Genomic DNA, 22,818 nt, shown 5'->3' with positions numbered 1-22,818 from the left:
CCGGCCTGCGGGCGCCTCCATCGGCTGCTCAATGCCCCGGGTGGAGAGCATCGTTCAGGTACATGCAGGTCAGCATGGTGAAGATATAGGCCTGGATCACCGCCATCAGCACTTCCAGGGCGGTCAGAGCCACGGTCATCATCAGCGGGGCGACCGCAGCCAACAGGCCGAGCGTGCCGAGGCTGCCGAGGCTGACGACGAACCCGGCAAACACCTTCAACGTGATGTGCCCGGACAGCATGACTGCGAAGAGACGCACGGAGTGGCTGACCGGGCGCGACAGATAGGAGATCACCTCGATCGGAACGATCAGCGGTGCGAGGACGAGTGGCACGCCGGCAGGCAGGAACAGCCGGAAGAAGCGGAAGCCGTGCCTGTATACGCCATAGAGCGTGACCGTCAGGAAGACGAGCATCGCCAGCGCGAAGGTGACGACGATGTGACTGGTCACCGTGAAGGCGAAGGGGAACATGCCGATGAGGTTGGCGGTCAGGATGAACATGAACAGCGAGAAGACCAGCGGAAAGAACTTCGCCCCCTTCTCGCCGGCGTTGTCGCGCAGCGTCTTTGCGACGAATTCGTAGAGAAGTTCGCTTGCGGCCTGCCAGCGGTCAGGCACCAGCAGACGGCCATGTGTCGAGAGGATGAGGAACAGACCGGCGGTGGCCACCGTCAGCACCATGTAGGCCGCGGAATTGGTGAATGCGATTTCGATCGCACCGAACTCGGCAACGTCAACAAGCGATTTGATTTCGAATTGTGCGATAGGACCTGCCATCATCCACCCCGTGTTGGTGGGGCCGTCCCCGATGAAGCGCAGCGGCATAGGTCGTCCTATGCAGCGCCCGGGTACTATGGACACCAGCTGGCGGCAACACCGTGCGGCATTAAGTCCCAAGGCTGCAGCGGGTTTCGGCATCCCCTGAGGGACCGGCGCTGATTTCGCAATTTGAAGCCCAGGACCTACGTCGGCTCCTTGAATAGCACGTTCTGGTCGAGCAGGTAGCGAGCAAAAAGCGGCAGGCTGGCGGCGCCGATGGTGCGCGCGTGGCTGCCGGCCTCGCCTTCGAGGATCTCCGGCATGATCACGCCCTGCAGGTCGTGACCGTCGAGGGCGGCGCGGGTCGCCGCGACGACCCGCCGGCGCACCCAGGCCGGGAAGCCGCCGTCGATGACGGCGGCGGAGAAGTCGATGATGGAGGCGGCCGCGACCACCGCCTGGGCAAGGGCCGCGGCCGTATCCTGGATCCAGATCTCCAGCGGCTCGCCGAAGTCGATCCACTCGTCGGGCGAGTACCACAGCGGCTTGGGATCGATGCCGCGGGCGCGCAGATGGTTCTCCAGGACGAAGATCGAGGCGATTTTCAGCAGTTGCACCGTCTTGCCGTCGCGACGCTGCACCGGCAGCGGGCCGATCGCCCCGGCCGTTCCGGTGCGTCCGGAAAAGAGCGCTGAATTGAGCACGACGCCGCCGCCGATGAAGGAGCCGATGAACAGATAGAGGAAGTCGGGATAGCGCTGGCCGAGACCGAAGACGAGTTCGGCCGCGCAGGCGCTGGTGGCGTCGTTCTGCAGGAACACCGGATGGGCAACCCGTTGGGTCACCTCGCGCTGGAGGTCGACGCCACGCCACCGGTCCATGTCCGCCTGCGGCGCACCGACTTCCTCCGCCCAGTTCCACAGTTCGAACGGGGTTGCGATGCCGATGCCGGCGATGCGCTCGCGCTGCTCCGGCGTCAGGCGCGCCTCCAGTTCGGCGATGCCGTCGACGATGAAGGAAACGATGTCGTCGGGCATCGGATAGGGATAAATGCGGCGGACCTGCAGCCGCACCTGTCCGACAAAGTCCATGACCGCAAGTTCGGCGCTGCGGCGGCCGATCTTGACCCCGAAGGAATAGGCGGCATCGGGATTGAGGCGCATCGGCGTCGAGGGCTGGCCGACCTTGCCGCGGGTCGGCGCGCCGCGGATCAACAGGCCGTCGGCCTCGAGCGCACGCATGATGACGGTGACGGTCTGGGCGGAAAGGCCGCTGCGTCGGGCGATCTCCGCCTTCGAAAGCTCGCCCTGGCGGCGGACGTGCGACATGACCAGACGCTCATTATAGGCGCGCACCCGAACCTGGTTCGACCCGCCGGACGGGCCGAGATCACCCGCCAGCGGCGGCACCGGTGCGGTCCTTCCGGACATGTCATTCTCCTCCCGAAACCGGGCGCGGGTTTTTACATTCGAGCCTTCGACGCCACGCCTTCCACCGACGGTCGCAGCGTTTTCGGCTATGCCCTGTTTCCGACAAGCATGCCATATCGAATTAATAATTCAATTCGATTTATTTATTGACAGGAACGCCCTTCGATGTTTCCCTTGAGCGTGGAAGCGCGATCGCGGACCTGCGGAGGAGCAGGCGCGGCATCGGCGTCCGCCTGATGGCATCGCCATTTCGTCCTTGGGAGGATTACATGAAGAAAACTGTTGTCGCCGCCACACTCGGCGCACTTGCGCTCGGCGTGGCATTCGCATCACCCGCAGCGGCTGAAGACATTACCGCCTGCCTGATCACCAAGACCGACACCAACCCCTTCTTCGTCAAGATGAAGGAAGGCGCGACGGCCAAGGCCAAGGAACTCGGCATGACGCTGAAGGCCTATGCCGGCAAGATCGACGGCGACCACGACAGCCAGGTAGCCGCCGTCGAGTCCTGCATCGCCGACGGCGCCAAGGGCATCCTGATCGCCGCCTCCGACACCAAGGCCATCGTCGACCAGGTCAAGAAGGCGCAGGATGCGGGCGTGCTGGTGATCGCGCTCGACACGCCGCTCGACCCGGCAACCGCCGCCGACGCCACCTTCGCAACCGACAACCTGATGGCCGGCAAGCTGATCGGCCAATGGGCCGCAGCCACCATGGGCGACAAGGCCAAGGACGCCAAGGTCGGCTTCCTCGACCTGACCCCTTCGCAGCCGACCGTCGACGTGTTGCGCGACCAGGGCTTCATGATCGGGTTCGGCATCGATCCGAAGGACCCGAACAAGATCGGCGATGAAGATGATCCGCGCATCGTCGGCCATGACGTGACCAACGGCAACGAGGAAGGCGGCCGCAAGGCGATGGAGAACCTTCTCCAGAAGGATCCCGACATCAACGTCATCCACACCATCAACGAACCGGCGGCCGTCGGCGCCTATCAGGCGCTGAAGGCGGTCGGCAAGGAGAACGATGTCCTGATCGTCTCGGTCGACGGCGGTTGCCCGGGCGTCAAGGCGGTCTCCGAAGGGGTGATCGGTGCCACCTCGCAGCAGTATCCGCTGATGATGGCCGCGCTCGGCGTCGAGGCGATCAAGAAGTATGCCGAAACGGGCGAGAAGCCGAAGCCGACCGAAGGCAAGGACTTCTTCGACACCGGCGTCGCGCTCGTCACCGACAAGCCGGTGGCCGGCGTCGATTCGATCGACGTCAAGACCGGCATGGACAAGTGCTGGGGCTGAAACCGCAGGCCTGTCAGGCGGAGTGACGCGAGGGCGGCTGCGGCCGCCCTCCACGCGCCGCGGACTTTGACAAGACGGCAAAAACCGCGCAGCCTTCCTTAAGCACTTGCCCAAAATCTCGGGCCGGGCGGGTCGCGCGAGGAGCGCATTGCAAACCCCATCGGGAGCGGGGTTCACGGGAGGAAGGTCCATGGGCGAGCCAAACGCAGCCGCACAGCCATCCCAGGAATTCGAGAAAGTCCTGGCACAGAGCGCCACCGATGTCGCCTCGTTCGACACCCACGACAAGACGGCAGTGCGCAAGATACAGCATTTCCTGCACTCGACGCCCGCGGCCGTCCCGTTCATCGTTCTCGTCGCAGCCATCGTCATCTTCGGGATCGCCATCGGCGGCAAGTTCTTCTCGTCCTACACGCTGACGCTGATCCTGCAGCAGATCGCCATCGTCGGCATGCTGGGCGCCGCACAGACGCTCGTCATCCTGACGGCGGGCATCGATCTGTCGATCGGCGTCATCATGGTGTTCTCGGCGGTCATCATGGGCAATTTCGCCGTCACCTACGGCCTGCCTGCGCCGATCGCCATCCTCAGCGGCTTCGCGGTCGGCGGCCTCTGCGGCTTCCTCAACGGTTACCTCGTTTCCAGGCTGCGGCTGCCGCCGTTCATCGTCACGCTCGGCACCTGGTACGTCATCATGGCGACCAACTTCATCTACTCGGCCAACGCGACGATCCGCGAGGCCGATGTGACAGCCGTCACGCAGTGGCTGCACATCTTCGGCGTCAGCTTCAAGGTCGGCTCGGCGGTCTTCACGCTCGGTGTCGTCGCGATGGTGGCGCTGGTGTTCGGCCTCTGGTATGCGCTGAACCATACGGCATGGGGGCGGCATCTCTATGCGGTCGGCGACGATCCCGAGGCCGCCAAGCTTTCCGGTATCCGCGTTGATCGGGTGCTTCTCGGCGCCTACACGCTGGCCGGGCTGATCGCCTCGCTGGCCGCCTGGGTATCGATCGGCCGCAACGGCTCGATCTCGCCCTCGGCCGCCGTGACCGACTACAACCTCCAGGCCATCACGGCCGCGGTGATCGGCGGCATCTCGCTGTTCGGCGGGCGCGGCTCGATCCTCGGGACGCTGATCGGCGCCATGATCGTCGGCGTGGTTTCCATGGGCCTGAACATGCTCGGCGCCGACCCCCAATGGAAGGTCTTCCTGACCGGTGTGCTCATCATCACCGCGGTTGCGGTCGACCAATGGATCAGAAAGGTAGCAGGCTGATGGAACCCATCCTCACCGCACGCGGCCTCGTCAAGCGCTACGGGCGCGTCACCGCCCTCGACCATGCCGACTTCGACCTTTATCCCGGCGAGATCCTCGCCGTGATCGGCGACAACGGCGCCGGCAAGTCGACGCTGATCAAGGCGATCTCCGGCGCAACGACCCCCGACGAGGGTGAAATCCGGCTGGATGGCGAGCCGGTCCACTTCCGCTCGCCGATCGAGGCGCGGCGCGCCGGCATCGAGACCGTCTACCAGAACCTGGCGCTGTCGCCGGCGCTGTCGATCGCCGACAACATGTTTCTCGGACGCGAGATCCGCAAGCCCGGCCTGCTCGGCAGCCTGCTGCGCAAGCTCGACCATTCGGCGATGGAGAAGTTCGCCCGCAACAAGCTCTCCGAACTCGGCCTGATGACGATCCAGAACATCAACCAGGCCGTCGAGACGCTGTCCGGAGGCCAGCGTCAGGGTGTCGCGGTGGCGCGCGCCGCGGCCTTCGGCTCGAAGGTGATCATCCTCGACGAACCGACCGCAGCACTCGGCGTGAAGGAGAGCCGCAAGGTGCTGGAACTCATCCTCGACGTGCGCTCCCGCGGCATGCCGATCGTACTGATCTCGCACAATATGCCCCACGTCTTCGAAGTGGCGGACCGCGTACACGTCCATCGCCTCGGCCGGCGGCTTTGCGTCATCGATCCGAAGGAATACACGATGTCGGATGCGGTCGCCTTCATGACCGGCGCGAAGGCGCCGCCTTCCGAAGCGCTGGCGGCATGAGCGACAAGATCGCCGACATCGCCGGCGAACTCATCGCCCGGGCCGGTGCGGCGAAGCGCTTCCTGGTCGCCGTGGCCGGCCCGCCCGGCGCCGGCAAGTCCACCATGGCCGAGCAACTGGCGGTGGCGCTGAGGGCGCGCGGCGAACAGGCGGAAGTGCTGCCCATGGACGGCTTCCACATGGACAACGCCATCCTGATCGAGCGCGGCCTGCTGGCGCGCAAGGGCGTGCCGGAAAGTTTTGACGTACGCGGCTTCCTCGACGTCATTCGAGCCGTCCGCGCCGCCGACGAGGACGTTCTGGTGCCGGTCTTCGACCGTTCCCGCGAGATCGCCATCGCCGCGGCGCGCGTGGTGTCGCCAAAGCACCGCTTCATCATCGTCGAGGGCAATTATCTGCTGCTGAACCAGGGACGATGGGCTGAACTCGACGGCTTGTTCGACTTTTCGATCATGCTGGCACCGCGCTTCGAGACCTTGGAAGAGCGGCTGTGGGCCCGTTGGCGCGACCACGGCCTTCCCGACGATACCGCCCGCGCCAAGGTCTACGCCAACGACCTGCCGAACGGCCGCCTCATCCTCGAAAACCGCCGTCCCGCCGACCTGACGCTCGACAACGCCTGACCGTCCGCTCCCCGTGGCCGCCTGCGCGGAAAGCCGGCATTGCATCCCCCGAGAGAATCGTTGCAGGTTCGCGCCATTGCAACTATGAAGCGTTCGCCCGAGGGGAAGTCGCATGAGCTTTACCGAAGCAGTCCAGACCGTCTTTTCGAAATATGCCGTCTTTACCGGACGCGCGGGCCGGCCCGAATTCTGGTGGTTCGCGCTGTTCAACATCATCGCCTCCATGATCCTCGGCGTCATCGACCAGGCGATCTTCGGCGGCGACGTGCTCGGCATCGTCTACGCGCTGGCCGTAATCCTGCCGGGCATCGCCGTCGCCGCCCGGCGCCTGCACGACACCGACCGCTCCGGCTGGTGGTTGCTCGTCGCTCTGGTTCCGGTCATCGGCTGGATCCTGCTGATCTACTGGTATGCCAGCGAGGGCACGCCGGGAACGAACCAGTATGGCGCACCGCCGGCCTGAGCCGCCGGCAAATCGTTTGCCACCGCCGGCATCGGGGTGATAATGCGCGCTTCAAAGGTCCCCATTCGAGCCCCGCGGAGTTACAGCGCATGCAAACGATCACCATTCGCCGTCCTGACGACTGGCATCTGCACCTGCGCGACGGCGAGATGCTCAAAGGCGTGATCGGCGACACCAGCCGGCATTTCGCCCGCGCCATCATCATGCCGAACCTCGTTCCGCCGGTGGTGACGACGGCCGACGCCAGCGCCTACCGCGAGCGGATCTTGGCGGCGCTGCCGGTCGGCGATCGCTTCAAGCCGCTGATGACGCTCTACCTGACGGAGCACACCGACCCCGACGACGTGCAGGCGGGCAAGGAGAGCGGCCTCATCACCGCCGTCAAGCTCTATCCGGCCGGCGCCACCACCAACTCCCACAGCGGCGTCCGCGACATGGACAAGGCGATGCCGGTCCTGGAGCGGATGGCGGAGATCGGGCTGCCACTGTGCGTCCACGGCGAAGTGACGACATCCGAGGTAGACATCTTCGATCGCGAGGCGGTGTTCATCGAGTCCGTGCTCGATCCGCTGCGCCGGCGCCTGCCGGAGCTGAGGGTAACCATGGAGCACGTGACGACGAAGGACGGCATCGACTACATCAGCGAATCGAAGGCCAATCTGGCCGGCTCCATCACCACCCACCACCTGATCATCAACCGCAACGCCATCCTGGTCGGCGGCATCCGGCCGCACTACTACTGCCTGCCGGTAGCCAAGCGCGAGCATCACCGGCTGGCGCTGCGTGCCGCCGCGACCTCCGGCGACACGCGCTTCTTCCTCGGCACCGATTCGGCCCCGCATATCGATCCGCTGAAGGAATGCGCCTGCGGCTGCGCCGGCATCTACAGCTCGATCAACACGATGAGCTGCCTGGCGCACGTCTTCGAGCAGGAGGATGCCTTGGACAGGCTGGAGGCGTTCACCTCGCTCAACGGTCAGGCCTGGTATGGCCTTCCGGCCAACGAGGAGACCATTCGGCTCGTGCGGCGGGAAACGCCCGTGGCATTCCCGGCCAAGGTCGAGACCGGCGCGGGTCCCGTCACCGTCTTCGATCCGATGTTCCCGCTTTTCTGGGAGGTCGCCGCCTGACGGGGGTCAGATGAACGGGCGGGCGGTCTCTTTCAGCCCTTCCCAATTCGACAGGCTCAGCAGCCCCGGCGCATCCAGGACCTCATATCCCCCATCCCGCCAGCGGATCAGGTTGCGCTCGGCGAGCTTTCGCAGCGTCTTGTTCGTGTGGACCAGCGACAGGCCCAGCGTGTCGGCAAGGTGCAGCTGGGTGATCGGGATGACGCGCCTTGCATCGGTGATCGCGCCGACGGTCGTGGCCCGCTGATGGATATAGGACAAGAGATAGGCCGTCCGCTCCAGGGCCGAGCGCCGGCCGATGCTCAACAGGTGTTCGTCAAGGACGCGTTCTTCGCGCGCGGCGATCCAGGTCAGGTCGTAGGCAAGCGAAACATGATTCTCGAACAGCCTTGCGAGCTTGCTCCGCTCGAACACGCAGAGCGTTACCGGGCCGAGGGCCTCGACCGAATGCTCCATCTCGCCCATCAGTATCCCCTGCAAGCCGATGAGATCGCCGGGGAAGATATAATTCATAATCTGGCGCCGACCGTCGTCAAGCAGCTTGTAGCGAAAGCCGAGACCTGTGAGGACGGTATAGATGTGGGCGCAATGCGCCCCCTCCACGAGGATCGTCGCGCCGCGCTCGACCGCCAGCTCGCCGATCTTGAAGGTTGAGACGAATTCCAGTTCGCTTGGCGTGAACGGCCGGAAATGCGCGAGCCCGCGCAAGGGACACCTCGTGCAAGGCGTCTGCCATTTTTCTGGCGCCGCGTTTATCGGCAGTCCCATAAACCCTCCTTCCGTCCACATGCCCAGTTCTGTCGACAGGCACGAAAGTGAACGCGAATGGCGCGGGTGGGTTCCGGGCTTACGCTATGTCTTTTTTAAATGACGGATCGGAAACCGCAGTGGATATTGGGGTTTGGCAATGCCCCGACCGGATCGTGGCTTCCACGCCAACTCCGATCCATTGTGAACCCCTCGGTATGAACAAAGTCCTCCCGCATGTCGGCATCGTCGAACAAGAATACCTGATCGCCGTCGATGCCGAATTTCTGATCCGTCAAGCCCTGGATTGCCGCGTCTCGCTCATTCGACCCGACCAGTTCGATCGCTGGACGGACACCGACCTGTCGACGCTGGACATCTGTCTTCTCGATGTGCCCTTCGACCCGACGCAGGCGATCGCATCGGGGCAGCGCCTGAGGCGGCTGGGGCGCCCCATACTCTTCACGACGGTTTCCGAATTCCACCGTCGCGGAATCGAAACGTTCGACGGCGTGCCTGTCGTGATGAAGCCGTATGACGGCGACAAGCTGCTCGGGGCAGTCCAGCGCGTGCTGCCCGCTTTCCCGCACCGTCAGAACTGACGACCGATGCGGGCGTCGACCGATTGGCTATTGGCGCCGCGGACGGCGAAGTAAAGCATGATGGTCGTCCACAGAAGCGATTTCTCCGCCCCCACCAGTCCTTCCGCCTTGACGATCCAGTGGAAATAGACCGTCACCGCCAGGACGATCATCGACGCAAACGCCGCCGGGCGGGTCAGAAGGCCGATTGCAACCAGGATGCCGCCGAAGAACTCGGTCGCGGCCAGCAGCGGCGACCAGATCACGCCCGGATAGAAGCCCAGGCTTTCGACCATGCCGGTGGCGCCGAAGGGATTGAGGATCTTGCCATGGCCATGAACCACGAACAGCAGGCCGGCGACGACGCGCAACAGCGTTTCGGCGCTTTCCCCGAGGGAGGCATAGACGCGGCCGAGAGCCGGCAGGATCAGTCGGGGCGGTCGGGAGGTGATGTCGCTCATGGTGCAGTCCAATCGAAAATGTTGCGCGGCACACCGTTTCTCGTCTCGATCTTGCCGGCGCAAGCGGACCTTCGGTCACATTGGTTGACATCTCCGTGACCGCCGTCGAAAAACGGCCCGTGCACCTGGATCAAGGATAACGGCCGATGAGCGACCAAAAACCCCGCGTCACCATCCTCTACTGCACCCAATGCAATTGGCTGCTGCGCGCCGGCTGGATGGCCCAGGAGCTGCTGCAGACCTTCGGCGAAAGCCTGGCAGAGGTGGCATTGATGCCCGGCACCGGCGGCAACTTCGAGATCCGGGTCAATGATCAGCTTGTCTGGGAGCGCAAGCGCGACGGCGGTTTTCCCGGCCCGAAGGAACTGAAGCAAAGGTTGCGCGACATCATCGAGCCGGGGCGTGACCTCGGCCATGTCGATCGCAATTGAGCTTGCCGGCAGCAACCGCCGCTGCGATCAATCGGGCTCCGGGCCCGGCGACGGCACATGGCGCCGACCGTTTCAATCACCAACTGTTGCCATAAGGCGCGTAATAGGGCGTCTGATAGACACGGTAATATTGGCGATAGGGATAGAACGGGGCAGCCGGACGGTAATAGGGCGCATAGGGCGGGTAGTAGAGGGCATAGGGCCGGTAGCCATAGGAGGGGTACATGTAATAGGGCCGATAGGCATAGGGCCCGTATACCGGCGCGCCGTATGGCGGGTAGTAGTTGAGATAGGGGCGATAGACCGGATTGTAATAAAGCCCATAGTGCCAGCAGCTATAGGCGTTGCAGGCATACCCGGCGGGCTGGACCTGCGAGCCGACAACGACCGCCGGAATGATGGGCGGTGCGGCGCTGGCGCTGCAAACCGCCGCCAGAACCGCAGCAAGGCCAATTGAACCCGCATAAACGAGACTGCGACACCTGGACATTTCAATCCTCCGCGCGTCTGGCAGGGCTTCCTCGTTCCCCGATCTCAAAGACAGATTCGGCGGCCGGTTTCCGGCGGCGGCCCCGTTGCCTCAACGAGGAGGACACGGCGGTAAAAATCGGGCATGGAAGCGAATGACAGAATACTACAACTCGGAGCAAGGCATGAGTCTGAAATTCGGCACCAGCGGCCTGCGCGGCCTGTCTCGCGACCTGGAAGGCCGTCCGGCCGCGCTCTATGCCACAGCCTTTGCGCGCCATCTGCTCGGCAGCGGTCAGGCGAAGCCCGGAGATATGGTCCTTATCGGCCGCGACTTCCGCCCCTCGAGCCCGGCGATCGCCGCCATTGTCATCGGCGCCCTGCAGCGCGCCGGACTGGCGCCGCTCGATTGCGGTACCGTTCCGACGCCGGCGCTGGCGCTGTTCGGCCTTTCGCGCCATGCGGCAAGCCTGATGATCACCGGTTCGCACATTCCCGCCGACCGGAACGGCATCAAGTTCTACCGGCCCGACGGCGAGATCGACAAGGCCGACGAGGCGGCGATCACCGCCATCGCAGCGACGCTGGAAGGCGAAGCGATCGACGCCACCCCCGCCACCGCACCGGACGCCTCGACGCAGGTTGCAGCACTGTTCATCGATCGGTATGCCGGTATCCTTGCACCCGGAACGCTGGATGGCATGCGCATCGGCATCTACGAGCACAGCACCGTCGCCCGCGACCTTCTTGCAAGCGTCCTGTCCGGTTTCGGTGCCGAATGCATCGCTTTCGGACGCTCCGAGGTGTTCATCCCCGTCGACACCGAGGCGGTCCCAACCGAGACGATCGATCAACTGCGGCGATGGGCCGGCGAGCACCGGCTCGCTGCGATCGTGTCGGCGGACGGCGATGGCGACCGGCCGCTGGTCGCCGACGAGACGGGAACGCCGCTACGCGGCGACCTACTTGGCCTGATCGCCGCAAATTTCCTAAGTGCCGATGTCGTGGCGACGCCGGTGACCTCCAATTCGGGCATCGAGGCAGCCGGCCGGTTCCGGGTTCTGCGCACCCGCGTCGGCTCGCCCTTCGTCATTGCCGCCATGGACGAGGCGGTGACGGAGGGCGCGAGCGCCGTGGTCGGGTTCGAGGCGAACGGCGGCACGTTGACGGCCAGTTCGTTTAGCGTGAACGGCAAGGTCCTTGCGCCGCTTCCGACCCGCGACAGTTTCCTGCCGGCGCTGGCCGCCCTCGCGCTTGCGGCCGGACGTCGCCAGCCGCTGTCGGTCGCCGCCGCCGCCCACCGCCTGCCGGTTGCCGCCGCCGATCGGCTCGAGCACTTCCCGGTCGAAACCAGCGCCGCGCTGATGGCGATGCTGCGCTCCGGCCCGGATGCCCTCTCCGCCTTCCTGACGCCCGTCGGCGTCCCGGTCGGCATCAGCGACATCGACGGGCTGCGCGTGACGCTGGAGGATCGCCGCGTCATTCACTTCCGCCCCTCCGGCAACGCGCCGGAGATGCGCTGCTATGTCGAAGCGGAGAGCGAGGCAGCGGCACAACAGCTTCTCGCGCAGGGACTTAACCTCGTCCGCGCCTGGGCCGGCCGGGCGAAATGACGCAATTTTGGGGGTTGTCGCAAAAACTTCCGATAGCCTGTTGACAGCAACGGCGGCGCCCCTTACATCGGCCTCCGTCGCCCAGATGGCGGAATTGGTAGACGCGCCAGCTTCAGGTGCTGGTACTCGCAAGGGTGTGGAGGTTCGAGTCCTCTTCTGGGCACCATTTCCAATCCAGGATGTTGTTTGGCATCTTCGGATCGCACGAAAAAACCCCGGCTTTCCGGGGTTTTTTCGTTTCTGTCGGTTGTTCACAGTTCCCCCGCCAGGTCTTATTCGCACCGCGCCGACGCTCAGCTCTCCAGCCCGTAGGGAACGATCCGGCGCAGGTGATGGTCGACGTGCAGGCGGCGCTTGAAGGGGGGCACGGCGCGGCTGGCGCAGTTGGCGCGCTCGCAGATGCGGCAGGAGATGCCGATCGGGTCGAAGGCCTCGGCGTTTTCCAGATCCAGGTTGTCGGCATAGACGAAGGCCCGCGCGTAGGAGATCTCGCAGCCGAGCGCCAGGGCGTATTCCGGCCGGCTCGCCCGGAAGCCGCCGCTGCCCTTCGAGGCATGGGTGGCAAGGCAGAGATAGCGCACGCCATCCGGCGTCTCCGCCAGCTGGCGCAGGATGCGGCCGGGGCGCTCGAAGGCCTCGTGCGCGTTCCACAGCGGGCAGGCAGCACCGAAGCGGGCAAACTGGAATTTGGCGGCGCTGTGGCGCTTGGTGATGTTGCCGGCCCGGTCGATGCGCGCAAAGAAGATCGGCACGCCCTTGTGCCCCGGGCGCTGCAGCGTGCTGAGGCGATGACAGACCTGCTCGATCGAGGCGCCGAAGCGGGCGGCAAGAAGCTCGAGATCGTGCCGCAGTTCCTGCGCCGCCGCCAGGAAGGGGCCGTATGGCAGCAGTAGAGCGCCGGCGAAATAATTCTGCAGGCCCATGCGACAGATCTCCAGCGCCTCCTCGGACCGGAAGCCGGCTCCCTGGGCCACCGCATCGATCTCGTCGGCAACCTGCAACTGCGAGATCTGCAGCGCCAGCTGAAAATCGCGGGTGGGCGCCGCGGCATACGGATTGATCGTCAGCACGCGCGTCTCCGGATCATAGCGACGGATCGCCTCGTCCCCGGCGGCACCCCGAGCCACCCGAACGCCAAAGTGCCGCTCCAGATGCTCGGTCAACGCCGACTGGTTGTCGCCCTTTCCGACGCCAAGCTCGCCTGCCAGCCTTTCGGCAGCAACGTCGAGCTCGTGGATGTAGTTGTCGACGAAATGGAAGAAGTCGCGCACCTCCTCATAGGGCGTCGTCTCGGCCGGGCCGCCGGCGCGCCCGAGCGTGGCGTCGATGCTCGCCAGCCGTTCGCTGTTGCGGCGATAGGCCTGATGGCAGGCGATCAGCGCATGCGCCAGGCCGGGCGCGTTCTGCGTGACGAGCTTCAGTTCCTGCAGGCTCGGAGAATACGTCTCGAACAAGGGGTCTGTCAGCGCTTCGGAGAGTGCCGACAACAGCCGGTCGTTCTCGCCGACGGAGAGTTCGGCAATGTCGAGGCGGAACTTGTCGGCCAGGGCGAGGAGAACGGCGGCGGAAACCGGGCGCTGGTTGTTCTCGATCTGGTTGAGATAGCTGGTGGAGATGCCGATGCGCTCGGCGAACTGACTCTGCGTCATGCTGCCGGCCAGCCGCAGGTCGCGCACCTTGCGCCCGATGAAAAGTTTGCCGATCGCCATGCCGCCCTCGGATTTGCAAGTTCGCAATTTCAGTTTTGCTGTTTTATATTTCTGCCTTTGCACACCTTCAACTGTTTTCAAGCATGAAAGATCGGCATAATGCCGGCGACTACGGATCAGGGAGGAAGCATGCGTCGCATACTCGAACAGTTGCAGGCCCGCCGCGACGAAGCCTATCTCGGCGGCGGCCAGAAGCGGATCGACGCCCAGCACGGCAAGGGCAAGCTGACGGCGCGCGAGCGGCTGGAGGTGCTGCTCGATCCCGGCTCGTTCGAAGAATACGACATGTATGTCACTCACCGCGCGGTCGATTTCGGCATGGCCGAACAGAAGATTGCCGGCGACGGCGTCGTCACCGGCTGGGGCACGATCAACGGCCGGCAGGTCTATGTGTTCTCCCAGGATTTTACCGTTCTCGGCGGCTCGCTGTCGGAAACGCATGCGCAAAAAATCTGCAAGATCATGGATATGGCGGTGCGCAACGGCGCCCCGGTGATCGGCCTGAACGATTCGGGTGGCGCCCGCATCCAGGAGGGCGTCGCCTCGCTAGCCGGCTATGCGGAGGTGTTCCGGCGCAATGCCGAGGCCTCGGGCGTGATCCCGCAGATCTCCGTCATCATGGGCCCCTGCGCCGGCGGTGCGGTCTATTCGCCGGCGATGACCGACTTCATCTTCATGGTGCGGGATTCGTCCTACATGTTCGTCACCGGCCCGGACGTGGTGAAGACGGTGACGAACGAAATCGTCACGGCCGAGGAGCTCGGCGGCGCCGGCACCCATACGAAAAAATCCTCCGTTGCCGATGCGGCTTACGACAACGACATCGAGACGCTGGAGCATGTGCGGCTCTTGTTCGACTTCCTGCCGCTCAACAACCGCGAGAAGCCGCCGGTCCGGCCCTTCCACGACGATCCGGCGCGCCTGGAAGCGCGGCTCGATACGCTGATTCCGGACAGTTCAAGCAAACCCTACGACATGAAGGAACTGATCCTGGCGATCGCCGACGAGGGCGATTTCTTCGAGCTGCAGGAGAATTTCGCCAAAAACATCATCACGGGCTTCATCCGGCTGGAGGGGCAGACGGTCGGCGTCGTCGCCAACCAGCCGATGGTGCTGGCCGGCTGCCTGGACATCGACAGCTCCCGCAAGGCGGCCAGGTTCGTGCGTTTCTGCGACGCCTTCAACATTCCGCTTTTGACGCTGGTCGACGTGCCGGGCTTCCTGCCGGGCACCGCGCAGGAATATGGCGGCGTCATCAAGCACGGCGCCAAGCTGCTGTTCGCCTACAGCCAGGCGACCGTGCCGATGGTGACCTTGATCACCCGCAAGGCCTATGGCGGCGCCTATGACGTTATGGCGTCGAAGCATATCGGCGCCGACGTCAACTATGCCTGGCCGACGGCCGAGATCGCCGTGATGGGCGCGAAGGGCGCCACCGAAATCCTCTACCGATCGGAACTCGGTGATCCGGAGAAGATCGCCGCCCGCACCGCAGAATACGAGGAGCGCTTCGCCAATCCCTTTGTCGCCGCCGAGCGTGGCTTCATCGACGAGGTGATCATGCCGCATTCCTCGCGCAAGCGCATCACCCGGGCCTTTGCGGCGCTGCGCAACAAGCAGGTCGATACCCGCTGGCGCAAGCACGACACGATACCATTGTAAGGGGAGATCAGAACCCATGGCCAATCTTCCCGACATGACAAAGCATCGCGGTTTCCCATCCGGCATGCCCGGCACGGGTGTGCAGTTCACCATCCGCCGGGCCAACCCGAAAGGCGTAACACCGATCAAGGCGCTGCCCCGTCGCGCGAGACCGGGCTCGGCCGAGCACCGGATCGATGCCGCCTTCCTGCACGCGCTCTGGCACCATTTCGGGCCTGAACCATTCGAGCGCGGCAATCTCGATGCGGCCCGGCTCAACCTGCTCTTCGGACGCGAGGTCGTGGCGGCGGAAAAGGATTTCGACCCGACCTCCTACGAGGCAATGCTGGTGATCGACGAGAAGGTGGCGCGGGCCTCGTTCCCGGAATCGTTTGAAGACGTGATGGAGATCTAGCCTTGGCGATCAAGAAAATCCTCATTGCCAACCGAGGCGAAATCGCCTGCCGCGTCATCAAGACGGCAAGGAAGCTCGGCATCCCGACCGTCGCCGTCTATTCGGATGCCGACCGGGACGCGCTGCATGTGCAGATGGCGGACGAGGCGGTGCATATCGGACCGGCGCCGTCTGCCCAATCCTACATCGTCATCGACAAGATCATGGACGCGATCCGCCAGACGGGGGCCGATGCCGTGCATCCCGGCTAGGCTTCCTGTCGGAGAACGCCGCCTTCGCCGAAGCGCTGGAGAAGGAGGGGATCACCTTCATCGGCCCGCCGGTCGGCGCGATCCGGGCGATGGGCGACAAGATCACCTCCAAGAAGATCGCCGCCGAAGCCGGCGTCAACACCGTGCCCGGCCACATGGGCCTGATTGAGGACGCCGAGGAGGCGGTGAAGATCGCCTCCTCCATCGGCTATCCCGTAATGATCAAGGCGTCCGCCGGCGGCGGCGGCAAGGGCATGCGGATCGCCTGGAACGACCAGGAGGCGCGCGAAGGCTTCCAGTCCTCGAAGAACGAGGCGAAGAGCTCGTTCGGCGACGACCGCATCTTCATCGAAAAGTTCGTCACCCAGCCGCGCCACATCGAGATCCAGGTGCTCGGCGACAAGCACGGCAGCACGCTCTATCTCGGCGAGCGTGAGTGCTCGATCCAGCGGCGGAACCAGAAGGTGGTCGAGGAGGCCCCCTCGCCCTTCCTCGACGAAGCGACGCGCCATGCCATGGGCGAACAGGCCGTCGCCCTTGCGAGGGCTGTCGGCTATTACTCGGCGGGCACCGTCGAATTCATCGTCGACGGCGACCGCAACTTCTATTTCCTCGAGATGAACACCCGGCTGCAGGTCGAGCATCCGGTCACCGAACTGATCACCGGCATCGACCTCGTCGAGCAGATGATCCGGGTCGCTGCCGGCGAGAAGCTTGCCTTCGGCCAGAGGGACGTTACGCTCAACGGCTGGGCAATCGAAAGCCGGCTTTACGCCGAGGATCCCTATCGCAACTTCCTGCCCTCGATCGGCCGGCTGACACGCTACCGCCCGCCGGCGGAAGGCGAGCATGCGGATGGCACGATCGTCCGCAACGACACCGGCGTCTGTGAGGGCGGCGAGATCTCGATGTATTACGACCCGATGGTTGCAAAGCTCTGCACCTGGGGGCCGGACCGGACCGCCGCGATCGACGCGATGGGCCGGGCGCTGGACGACTTCGAGGTCGAGGGTATCGGCCACAACCTGCCCTTCCTGTCGTCTGTAATGCAGAACGAGCGCTTCCGGGCAGGAAACCTGACGACCGCCTTCATCGCCGAGGAATTTCCGGATGGCTTCCACGGTGTGGAGCCGGCCGCGGCGGCGGCGCGGAAGATCGCGGCCGTGGCGGCACTGATCAACGATCGCCTGCAGCGACGCGCGACGAAGATTTCCGGAACGATCGGTAACCATCGCCGCCGCATCGGCGCGGAGTGGGTCGTCGCCTTTGGAGGTGACACCGTCGACGTGACGCTGGCACAGGAAGGCGACGCCTCGCGGATCACCTTCGAGGACGGAGAAACCGTGGCGATCAAGAGCGACTGGCTGCCGGGCCAGACGCATGCGACCTTCTTCATCGACGAGGTGCCGATGGGCGTGAAGGTCAACAAGACCGGCCCTGCCCTGCGGCTGCGCTGGCAGGGCCTCGACGTGATCGCACGGGTGCGCGAACCGCGCGTCGCCGAGCTCGCCAAATTGATGCCGGTAAAGCTGCCGCAGGACACTTCGAAGATGCTGCTCTGCCCGATGCCGGGCCTGATCACGGCGCTTGCGGTTTCCGAAGGCGACACGGTCGAAGCCGGCCAGGCGCTCGCCACTGTCGAGGCGATGAAGATGGAAAACATTTTGCGGGCGGAGAAGAAGGCGGTGGTCAAGCGGGTACCGGTCTCGGTCGGCGCCAGCCTGGCCGTCGACGAGATCATCATGGAGTTCGAGTAGCGGGTGTAGACTGCATATCGGCAGCTTGCTCTCCGCCCTCCCCGCTTACCAGGCGTAGGTCCGGCGGACGATCGGGGGGCCGACGACATAAACGACACCCAAAATGCCGGCCGGCGGACACTGATATCGGAGCGGAACGATGACCGAGAAGACCATCAAGGACTGGGAAGCGTTGGCCGAGAAGGAGTTGAAGGCCTCGCCGGACACGCTGACCTGGCACACGCCGGAAGGCATCGACGTCAAGCCGCTCTACACGGCGGCGGACCTGCAAGGCATCGGCTATCTCGAATCACTGCCCGGCATGGCGCCGTTCGTGCGCGGACCGCGCGCCACCATGTATGCCGGCCGGCCCTGGACGATCCGCCAATATGCCGGCTTCTCGACCGCCGAGGAATCGAACGCCTTCTACCGCAAGAACCTCGCCGCCGGGCAGAAGGGCCTGTCGGTCGCCTTCGACCTCGCCACCCATCGCGGCTATGACAGCGACCACCCGCGGGTGGTGGGCGATGTCGGCAAGGCGGGCGTCGCGATCGATTCCGTCGAGGACATGGCGATCCTGTTCGACGGAATCCCGCTGAACGAGATGTCGGTCTCCATGACCATGAACGGCGCGGTGATCCCGATCCTTGCCAGCTTCATCGTCGCCGGCGAGGAACAGGGCGTGTCGCGCGCCGAGCTCTCCGGGACCATCCAGAACGACATTCTCAAGGAGTTCATGGTCCGCAACACCTACATCTACCCGCCAGAGCCTTCGATGTGGATCGTCGCCGACATCATCGAGTACACGACGAAGGAGATGCCGAAGTTCAACTCGATCTCGATCTCCGGCTATCACATGCAGGAGGCCGGCGCCACGCTGGTGCAGGAGCTGGCCTTCACGCTCGCTGACGGGCGCGAATATGTGCGCGCCGCGCTCGCCAAGGGGCTCAACGTCGACGACTTCGCCGGCCGCCTCTCCTTCTTCTTCGCGATCGGCATGAACTTCTTCTTGGAGGCGGCGAAGCTGCGCGCGGCGCGCCTGTTGTGGACCCGCATCATGCAGGAGTTCGAGCCGAAGAAGGCGTCGTCGCTGATGCTGCGCACCCACTGCCAGACCTCGGGCGTGTCACTGCAGGAGCAGGACCCGTACAACAACATTATCCGCACCGCCTTCGAGGCGATGTCGGCAGCCCTTGGCGGTACCCAGTCGCTGCATACCAATTCCTTCGACGAGGCGATCGCGCTGCCGACGGAGTTTTCGGCCCGCATCGCCCGCAATACCCAGCTGATTCTGCAGCACGAGACGGGCATCACAAGGGTGGTCGATCCGCTGGCCGGCTCCTACTATGTCGAGAGCCTGACCGACGAGCTTGCCAAGCAGGCCTGGGCGCTGATCGAGCAGGTCGAGCAACTCGGCGGCATGACCAAGGCGGTCAACGAGGGCCTGCCGAAACGGATGATCGAGGAGGCGGCCGCGCGGCGCCAGGCGGCGATCGACAAGGGCGACGAGGTGATCGTCGGGGTCAACAAGTACCGACTCGAGGAAGAGCAGCCGATCGACATCCTGGAGATCAACAATTCCGCCGTCCGGGCCGCCCAGATCAGGCGGATCGAGGAGACGAAGCGCCGGCGCGACGGCACCAAGGTGCGCGACACCCTAGCAGCCCTGGCCGAGGTCGCCCGCAGCGGCAAGGGCAACCTGCTGGCGGCCGCTGTCGAAGCGGCACGGGCGCGTGCCACCGTCGGCGAGATTTCCGATGCGATGCGGGAGGCCTTCGGCGACCACGCGGCGACGCCGGAGGTGATCCGGGACGTCTATGGCGAGGCCTATCGCGACGAGCCGGAACTTGCGGTGCTGAAATCCCGCATGTCTGGTGTATCGGAAAAACTCGGGCGCCGGCCGAAGATCATGGTCACCAAGCTCGGCCAGGACGGCCACGACCGCGGCGCCAAGGTGATCGCCTCGGCCTTCGGCGACATCGGCTTCGACGTGCTGGCCGGCCCGCTGTTCCAGACGCCGGAGGAGGCCGTCGACCTCGCGCTGTCCGAGAAGGTCAACGTCATCGGCGTGTCTTCACTGGCCGCCGGCCACAAGACGCTGCTGCCGCAACTGGTCGAAGACCTGAAAAAGAAGGGCGGCGGCGACGTGATCGTCGTCTGCGGCGGCGTCATTCCACGGCAGGATTATCGGTTCCTGGAAGATCACGGCGTTGCCGCCGTCTTCGGGCCCGGCACCAACGTCATCGAGGCGGCAAACTCCGTTCTCGACTTGCTGGAAGGCCGCCGCCGGAACATTTGAACTGACTGAAGCAGCGGCCAGTCGATCAAGCGCCGCCCGACAGAATCGATGGCCTGATGGGCGGAGTGCATTCCCTTCCGGCACCCCGGACTTGAGCCGGGGGTCCAGCCGCGCCGCGTCTGCGGCACGAAAGGACGTATCGCGCTCAATGGCTTGAGCTGGATGCCGGATCAAGTCCGGCACGGCGGAACAGTTGAGAGCCGCCCGTGGAATCAACGGGCGAAGCCGATCCTTGCCACGCCAAACTGGCTACGCCGAAAGCGCAGCCAGCGTCTCAGGAGCCAAGCTGCTTGACGTATTCGACCTTGCGGGCGAGCCAGCAGCCGACCGTCAGGCCGCAAACCTCGCCGGCTGCGTCCCGGCGTACCAGGATCGTCCAGTCGCCGGGGGCCGGCGCGTCCATCGAGCGGCGGCAGGACAGCCGCCAGACATCCTTGCCGACCGGATGGATCGGGTGCATCGCGCCCTCACCGAGAAAGCCCGCGAACGCGCCATACCAGGCGCCGCCGGCCGAGACGATCTCGAAGGATACATCCAGTTCTTCCGACACGAAACGACCGGCAATGTCATCGCGCAAGTCATCCGGGATGCGGTGGGCGGTGGCGCGCAGGTTCTCGCCCGGCCGCTCCATGCGGATAACATCGCCGTCGCGCGTCAGCGTCATGGCGGGGCAATAGGCAACGCCGTCCGCATCCACCGTCAGATTCTCCGGCGAGGTCGCGAACCATGCCCGCAGACCGTCGGAACCGGCGGCAATCCTGAGCAGCAAGCCGGTCGAGGGCTCGAGGTAGTTTCCGTTCCACTCGGGCTCGGGACGGGCAGGTTCGGCCTTCCTTTCCGGACATCCGAGGGCGGCACGAAGGATCGCTGTCGCCGTCCCATGCGCCTCCCCCTCGTGATTGAGCATGACGACCACCGAAAGACGCTCGGACGCTGCGTGTAGCCGCCGGGCACGGAAGCCGCGCAGCGCCCCGCCGTGGCCGGTCAGAGCGATCCCGTCCACCGTTTCGCGCGCAAGGCCGAAGCCGTAGCGGGATGGGGTGCCGTCGGCGAAGGGCTGGGGTGCGGAGATGCGGTTGTAAAGCCCGTCCGGATCGTCGCGGGTGCGGTCGATGAACTGCTCCCAGGCGAGCATGTCGTCCAGCGAGGCGGCGATCCCCGCATCGCCCGACCAGAAGATGCGGTTGCTGGCGGGGAAATAGCCGACCGTTTCGTTGCCCTCGTAGCCGACGACGCCGTTGAGCGGGGCGGCGGTATCGGAGGCGAGAATGGCAGTGTCCATGCCGGCGGGGCCGAACAGGCGCTCGCGATAGACCTCGGCAAGCGGCTTGCCGGCCGCCTCTTCGATCAGGTCGGAAAGGATGCGGAAGCTGCCGTTGGAATAGGAATAGTGGGCGCCCGGCACGAAATGGGTCTTGCGCATGCGGGCGAACAGCCGTGCCGTATCCTCCCGGGCAAAGACACCATCTGCCATCGCGCCGTGCAGCACCGTCAGCGCCCAGTAGTCGCGCAGGCCCGACTGGTTGTTGCACAGGTCGGCGACGCTCGGCCGCCGATCCTTCAGGTTCGGCAGGTGGCGGGCCAGTGCCGCGTCGAGCTTGGCCGGATCGCCGACAACGTCGAGCAGGGCGGCGCACGTGAACTGCTTTGTGATCGAGCAGATCGGAATTAGGGTTTGCGTGGTCATCGGCACGCGACGGTCGAGATCGGCAAAGCCCCATGCGTGGCGGACGATCACTTCGCCATCCTTGACCACGCCGGCGACGCCGCCTGGACCTTTGACGCGCTCGGGCAGAGCCTGGACCGTGGCCTCAAGGGCGGCGAGATCGATGTTGGGCATGGAGATCACTTCGGGCTGGATGCGGTAAGGACGGGACCCATCGCCGATCGGCGGTGGCGCGCATATTCCTAGCGCGGCCTACCGGCACTGACAACTGGAGGGCACCCGGCCCTTTGACGCCGCGCCCGGAGAGGTGTCGGAACCGCCTTGGGCCGATCGTCTTCAAGGCAGTCAGGCGACATGGGAGAGAGAGGATGATTACGATTACCGCCTTTGAACGGTCGCCCGATGGCGGCAAGGGGCTGGCGCGTGACATGCGGGTTCGCTGGGCGCTCGAGGAGGTGGGCCAGCCTTACGAGGTTCGGCTTCTTTCGTTCAAGGCGATGAAGGAACCCGCGCACCTGGCGCTAAATCCCTTCGGGCAGATTCCGACCTATCAAGAAGGCGATCTCACCCTGTTCGAGTCGGGCGCAATCGTGCTCCATATCGCCGAGCGCCATGCGGGCCTGCTGCCAACCGACGCGAATGCCCGTGCGCGGGCGATCAGCTGGATGTTTGCCGCGCTCACCACGATGGAAGAGCCGATCGTCGAACGCGAAGCCGCCCGGTACCTGGAGGGCGACAAGCCCTGGTTCACCCAGCGCCTGCTTGTCGTCGAGGAACGCATCCGCAAGCGGCTGCGCGAACTTTCCAATCGACTGGGCGATGCCGATTGGCTGGACGGCGCATTCAGCGCCGGTGACCTCGAGATGGTGTCGGTGCTGCTCAGGCTGAAAGGATCAGGCCTACTGGACGGATATCCGAACCTCTCCGCCTATGTAGCCTGCGGCGAAGCCCGCCCCGCGTACAAGCGTGCCTTCGACGCCCAGTTGGCGGTCTTCAAGGCCGCTTCGGCCGGATGAGCAAGTCAGGGCAGTGGAGGAGCGGTCAGCC

The 22,818-nt window shown here is 64.9% G+C and carries 21 protein-coding genes, 1 tRNA gene and 1 pseudogene; 16 read left to right on the top strand and 7 right to left on the bottom strand.

Annotation, left to right across the window (positions count from 1 at the left end):
* Positions 1-28 precede the first annotated feature (28 nt).
* Positions 29-778, bottom strand: a complete 750-nt coding sequence (locus C7449_RS05015) for a F0F1 ATP synthase subunit A (RefSeq protein WP_108002057.1) — start codon at positions 776-778, stop codon at positions 29-31.
* 185 nt (positions 779-963) lie between these two features.
* Entirely contained in the window at positions 964-2,190 is a 1,227-nt protein-coding gene (locus C7449_RS05010; RefSeq protein ID WP_108001692.1) for an ROK family transcriptional regulator, read from the bottom strand.
* Between the two features lie 269 nt (positions 2,191-2,459).
* Here C7449_RS05010 and C7449_RS05005 point away from each other — a divergent pair, with 269 nt between their 5' ends.
* The 6 genes from C7449_RS05005 to pyrC all read left to right on the top strand — a co-directional run bounded on the left by C7449_RS05005 (position 2,460) and on the right by pyrC (position 7,753).
* Positions 2,460-3,485: a sugar ABC transporter substrate-binding protein gene (locus tag C7449_RS05005; protein WP_108001691.1), complete on the top strand. Its 1,026-nt coding sequence runs from the start codon at positions 2,460-2,462 to the stop codon at positions 3,483-3,485.
* Between the two features lie 190 nt (positions 3,486-3,675).
* Entirely contained in the window at positions 3,676-4,761 is a 1,086-nt protein-coding gene (locus C7449_RS05000) for an ABC transporter permease (RefSeq protein WP_108001690.1), read from the top strand.
* On the top strand, positions 4,737-5,537 hold the full coding sequence (locus C7449_RS04995) for an ATP-binding cassette domain-containing protein (protein WP_210204698.1): 801 nt from the start codon (positions 4,737-4,739) through the stop codon (positions 5,535-5,537). The genes C7449_RS05000 and C7449_RS04995 overlap by 25 nt, the downstream gene beginning before the upstream one ends.
* Positions 5,534-6,160 (top strand): nucleoside triphosphate hydrolase, encoded by a 627-nt coding sequence (locus tag C7449_RS04990; RefSeq protein ID WP_108001688.1) that lies wholly within the window; start codon positions 5,534-5,536, stop codon positions 6,158-6,160. The genes C7449_RS04995 and C7449_RS04990 overlap by 4 nt, the downstream gene beginning before the upstream one ends.
* Positions 6,161-6,272: 112 nt before the next feature.
* On the top strand, positions 6,273-6,623 hold the full coding sequence (locus tag C7449_RS04985; RefSeq protein ID WP_108001687.1) for a DUF805 domain-containing protein: 351 nt from the start codon (positions 6,273-6,275) through the stop codon (positions 6,621-6,623).
* Between the two features lie 89 nt (positions 6,624-6,712).
* On the top strand, positions 6,713-7,753 hold the full coding sequence (pyrC, locus tag C7449_RS04980) for a dihydroorotase (protein WP_108001686.1): 1,041 nt from the start codon (positions 6,713-6,715) through the stop codon (positions 7,751-7,753).
* Positions 7,754-7,759: 6 nt separating this feature from the next.
* On the opposite strand, the gene C7449_RS04975 is transcribed toward pyrC, so the two are convergent.
* Positions 7,760-8,521 (bottom strand): Crp/Fnr family transcriptional regulator, encoded by a 762-nt coding sequence (locus C7449_RS04975; RefSeq protein ID WP_108001685.1) that lies wholly within the window; start codon positions 8,519-8,521, stop codon positions 7,760-7,762.
* 119 nt (positions 8,522-8,640) lie between these two features.
* Here C7449_RS04975 and C7449_RS04970 point away from each other — a divergent pair, with 119 nt between their 5' ends.
* Positions 8,641-9,102, top strand: a complete 462-nt coding sequence (locus tag C7449_RS04970; protein WP_146165046.1) for a response regulator — start codon at positions 8,641-8,643, stop codon at positions 9,100-9,102.
* On the opposite strand, the gene C7449_RS04965 is transcribed toward C7449_RS04970, so the two are convergent.
* On the bottom strand, positions 9,093-9,542 hold the full coding sequence (locus tag C7449_RS04965; protein WP_108002056.1) for a DoxX family protein: 450 nt from the start codon (positions 9,540-9,542) through the stop codon (positions 9,093-9,095). The genes C7449_RS04970 and C7449_RS04965 overlap by 10 nt on opposite strands.
* Before the next feature lie 146 nt (positions 9,543-9,688).
* Here C7449_RS04965 and C7449_RS04960 point away from each other — a divergent pair, with 146 nt between their 5' ends.
* Entirely contained in the window at positions 9,689-9,973 is a 285-nt protein-coding gene (locus C7449_RS04960) for a SelT/SelW/SelH family protein (protein WP_108001683.1), read from the top strand.
* A gap of 76 nt (positions 9,974-10,049) precedes the next feature.
* Here the strand turns inward: C7449_RS04960 and C7449_RS04955 are convergent, their stop codons facing one another.
* Complete coding sequence (locus tag C7449_RS04955; RefSeq protein ID WP_108001682.1) at positions 10,050-10,463, bottom strand: hypothetical protein; 414 nt, start codon at positions 10,461-10,463, stop codon at positions 10,050-10,052.
* Between the two features lie 163 nt (positions 10,464-10,626).
* Here C7449_RS04955 and C7449_RS04950 point away from each other — a divergent pair, with 163 nt between their 5' ends.
* Positions 10,627-12,054, top strand: a complete 1,428-nt coding sequence (locus C7449_RS04950) for a phosphomannomutase (RefSeq protein ID WP_108002055.1) — start codon at positions 10,627-10,629, stop codon at positions 12,052-12,054.
* Between the two features lie 79 nt (positions 12,055-12,133).
* Positions 12,134-12,220 (top strand) — tRNA-Leu (locus C7449_RS04945).
* 127 nt (positions 12,221-12,347) lie between these two features.
* Here C7449_RS04945 and C7449_RS04940 read toward each other — a convergent pair.
* Complete coding sequence (locus C7449_RS04940; protein WP_108001681.1) at positions 12,348-13,763, bottom strand: helix-turn-helix domain-containing protein; 1,416 nt, start codon at positions 13,761-13,763, stop codon at positions 12,348-12,350.
* A gap of 129 nt (positions 13,764-13,892) precedes the next feature.
* On the opposite strand from C7449_RS04940, the gene C7449_RS04935 reads away from it, so the two are divergent.
* From C7449_RS04935 to scpA, 5 genes and pseudogenes are all read left to right on the top strand, one after another.
* Complete coding sequence (locus tag C7449_RS04935; protein ID WP_108001680.1) at positions 13,893-15,425, top strand: acyl-CoA carboxylase subunit beta; 1,533 nt, start codon at positions 13,893-13,895, stop codon at positions 15,423-15,425.
* A gap of 16 nt (positions 15,426-15,441) precedes the next feature.
* Complete coding sequence (locus C7449_RS04930) at positions 15,442-15,819, top strand: hypothetical protein (RefSeq protein ID WP_108001679.1); 378 nt, start codon at positions 15,442-15,444, stop codon at positions 15,817-15,819.
* A 2-nt stretch (positions 15,820-15,821) separates the two neighbouring features.
* Positions 15,822-17,539: pseudogene (locus tag C7449_RS04925) on the top strand (acetyl-CoA carboxylase biotin carboxylase subunit); the annotation flags it as partial.
* Positions 17,540-17,587: 48 nt separating this feature from the next.
* Positions 17,588-17,827, top strand: a complete 240-nt coding sequence (locus tag C7449_RS22445; RefSeq protein ID WP_374828166.1) for a biotin/lipoyl-containing protein — start codon at positions 17,588-17,590, stop codon at positions 17,825-17,827.
* 139 nt (positions 17,828-17,966) lie between these two features.
* On the top strand, positions 17,967-20,105 hold the full coding sequence (scpA, locus tag C7449_RS04920; RefSeq protein WP_108001678.1) for a methylmalonyl-CoA mutase: 2,139 nt from the start codon (positions 17,967-17,969) through the stop codon (positions 20,103-20,105).
* 274 nt (positions 20,106-20,379) lie between these two features.
* Here the strand turns inward: scpA and C7449_RS04915 are convergent, their stop codons facing one another.
* On the bottom strand, positions 20,380-21,945 hold the full coding sequence (locus tag C7449_RS04915; protein WP_108001677.1) for a D-aminopeptidase: 1,566 nt from the start codon (positions 21,943-21,945) through the stop codon (positions 20,380-20,382).
* Between the two features lie 194 nt (positions 21,946-22,139).
* Between C7449_RS04915 and C7449_RS04910 the strand changes: the two genes are divergently transcribed.
* The gene (locus C7449_RS04910; RefSeq protein ID WP_108001676.1) at positions 22,140-22,787 is read left to right on the top strand and encodes a glutathione S-transferase family protein; all 648 of its coding nucleotides are present in this window, start codon (positions 22,140-22,142) and stop codon (positions 22,785-22,787) included.
* Positions 22,788-22,818 lie beyond the last annotated feature (31 nt).

Source organism: Mycoplana dimorpha (assembly GCF_003046475.1).
Lineage (GTDB): Bacteria > Pseudomonadota > Alphaproteobacteria > Rhizobiales > Rhizobiaceae > Mycoplana > Mycoplana dimorpha.
This window is presented reverse-complemented; position numbering and strand designations above follow the sequence as displayed.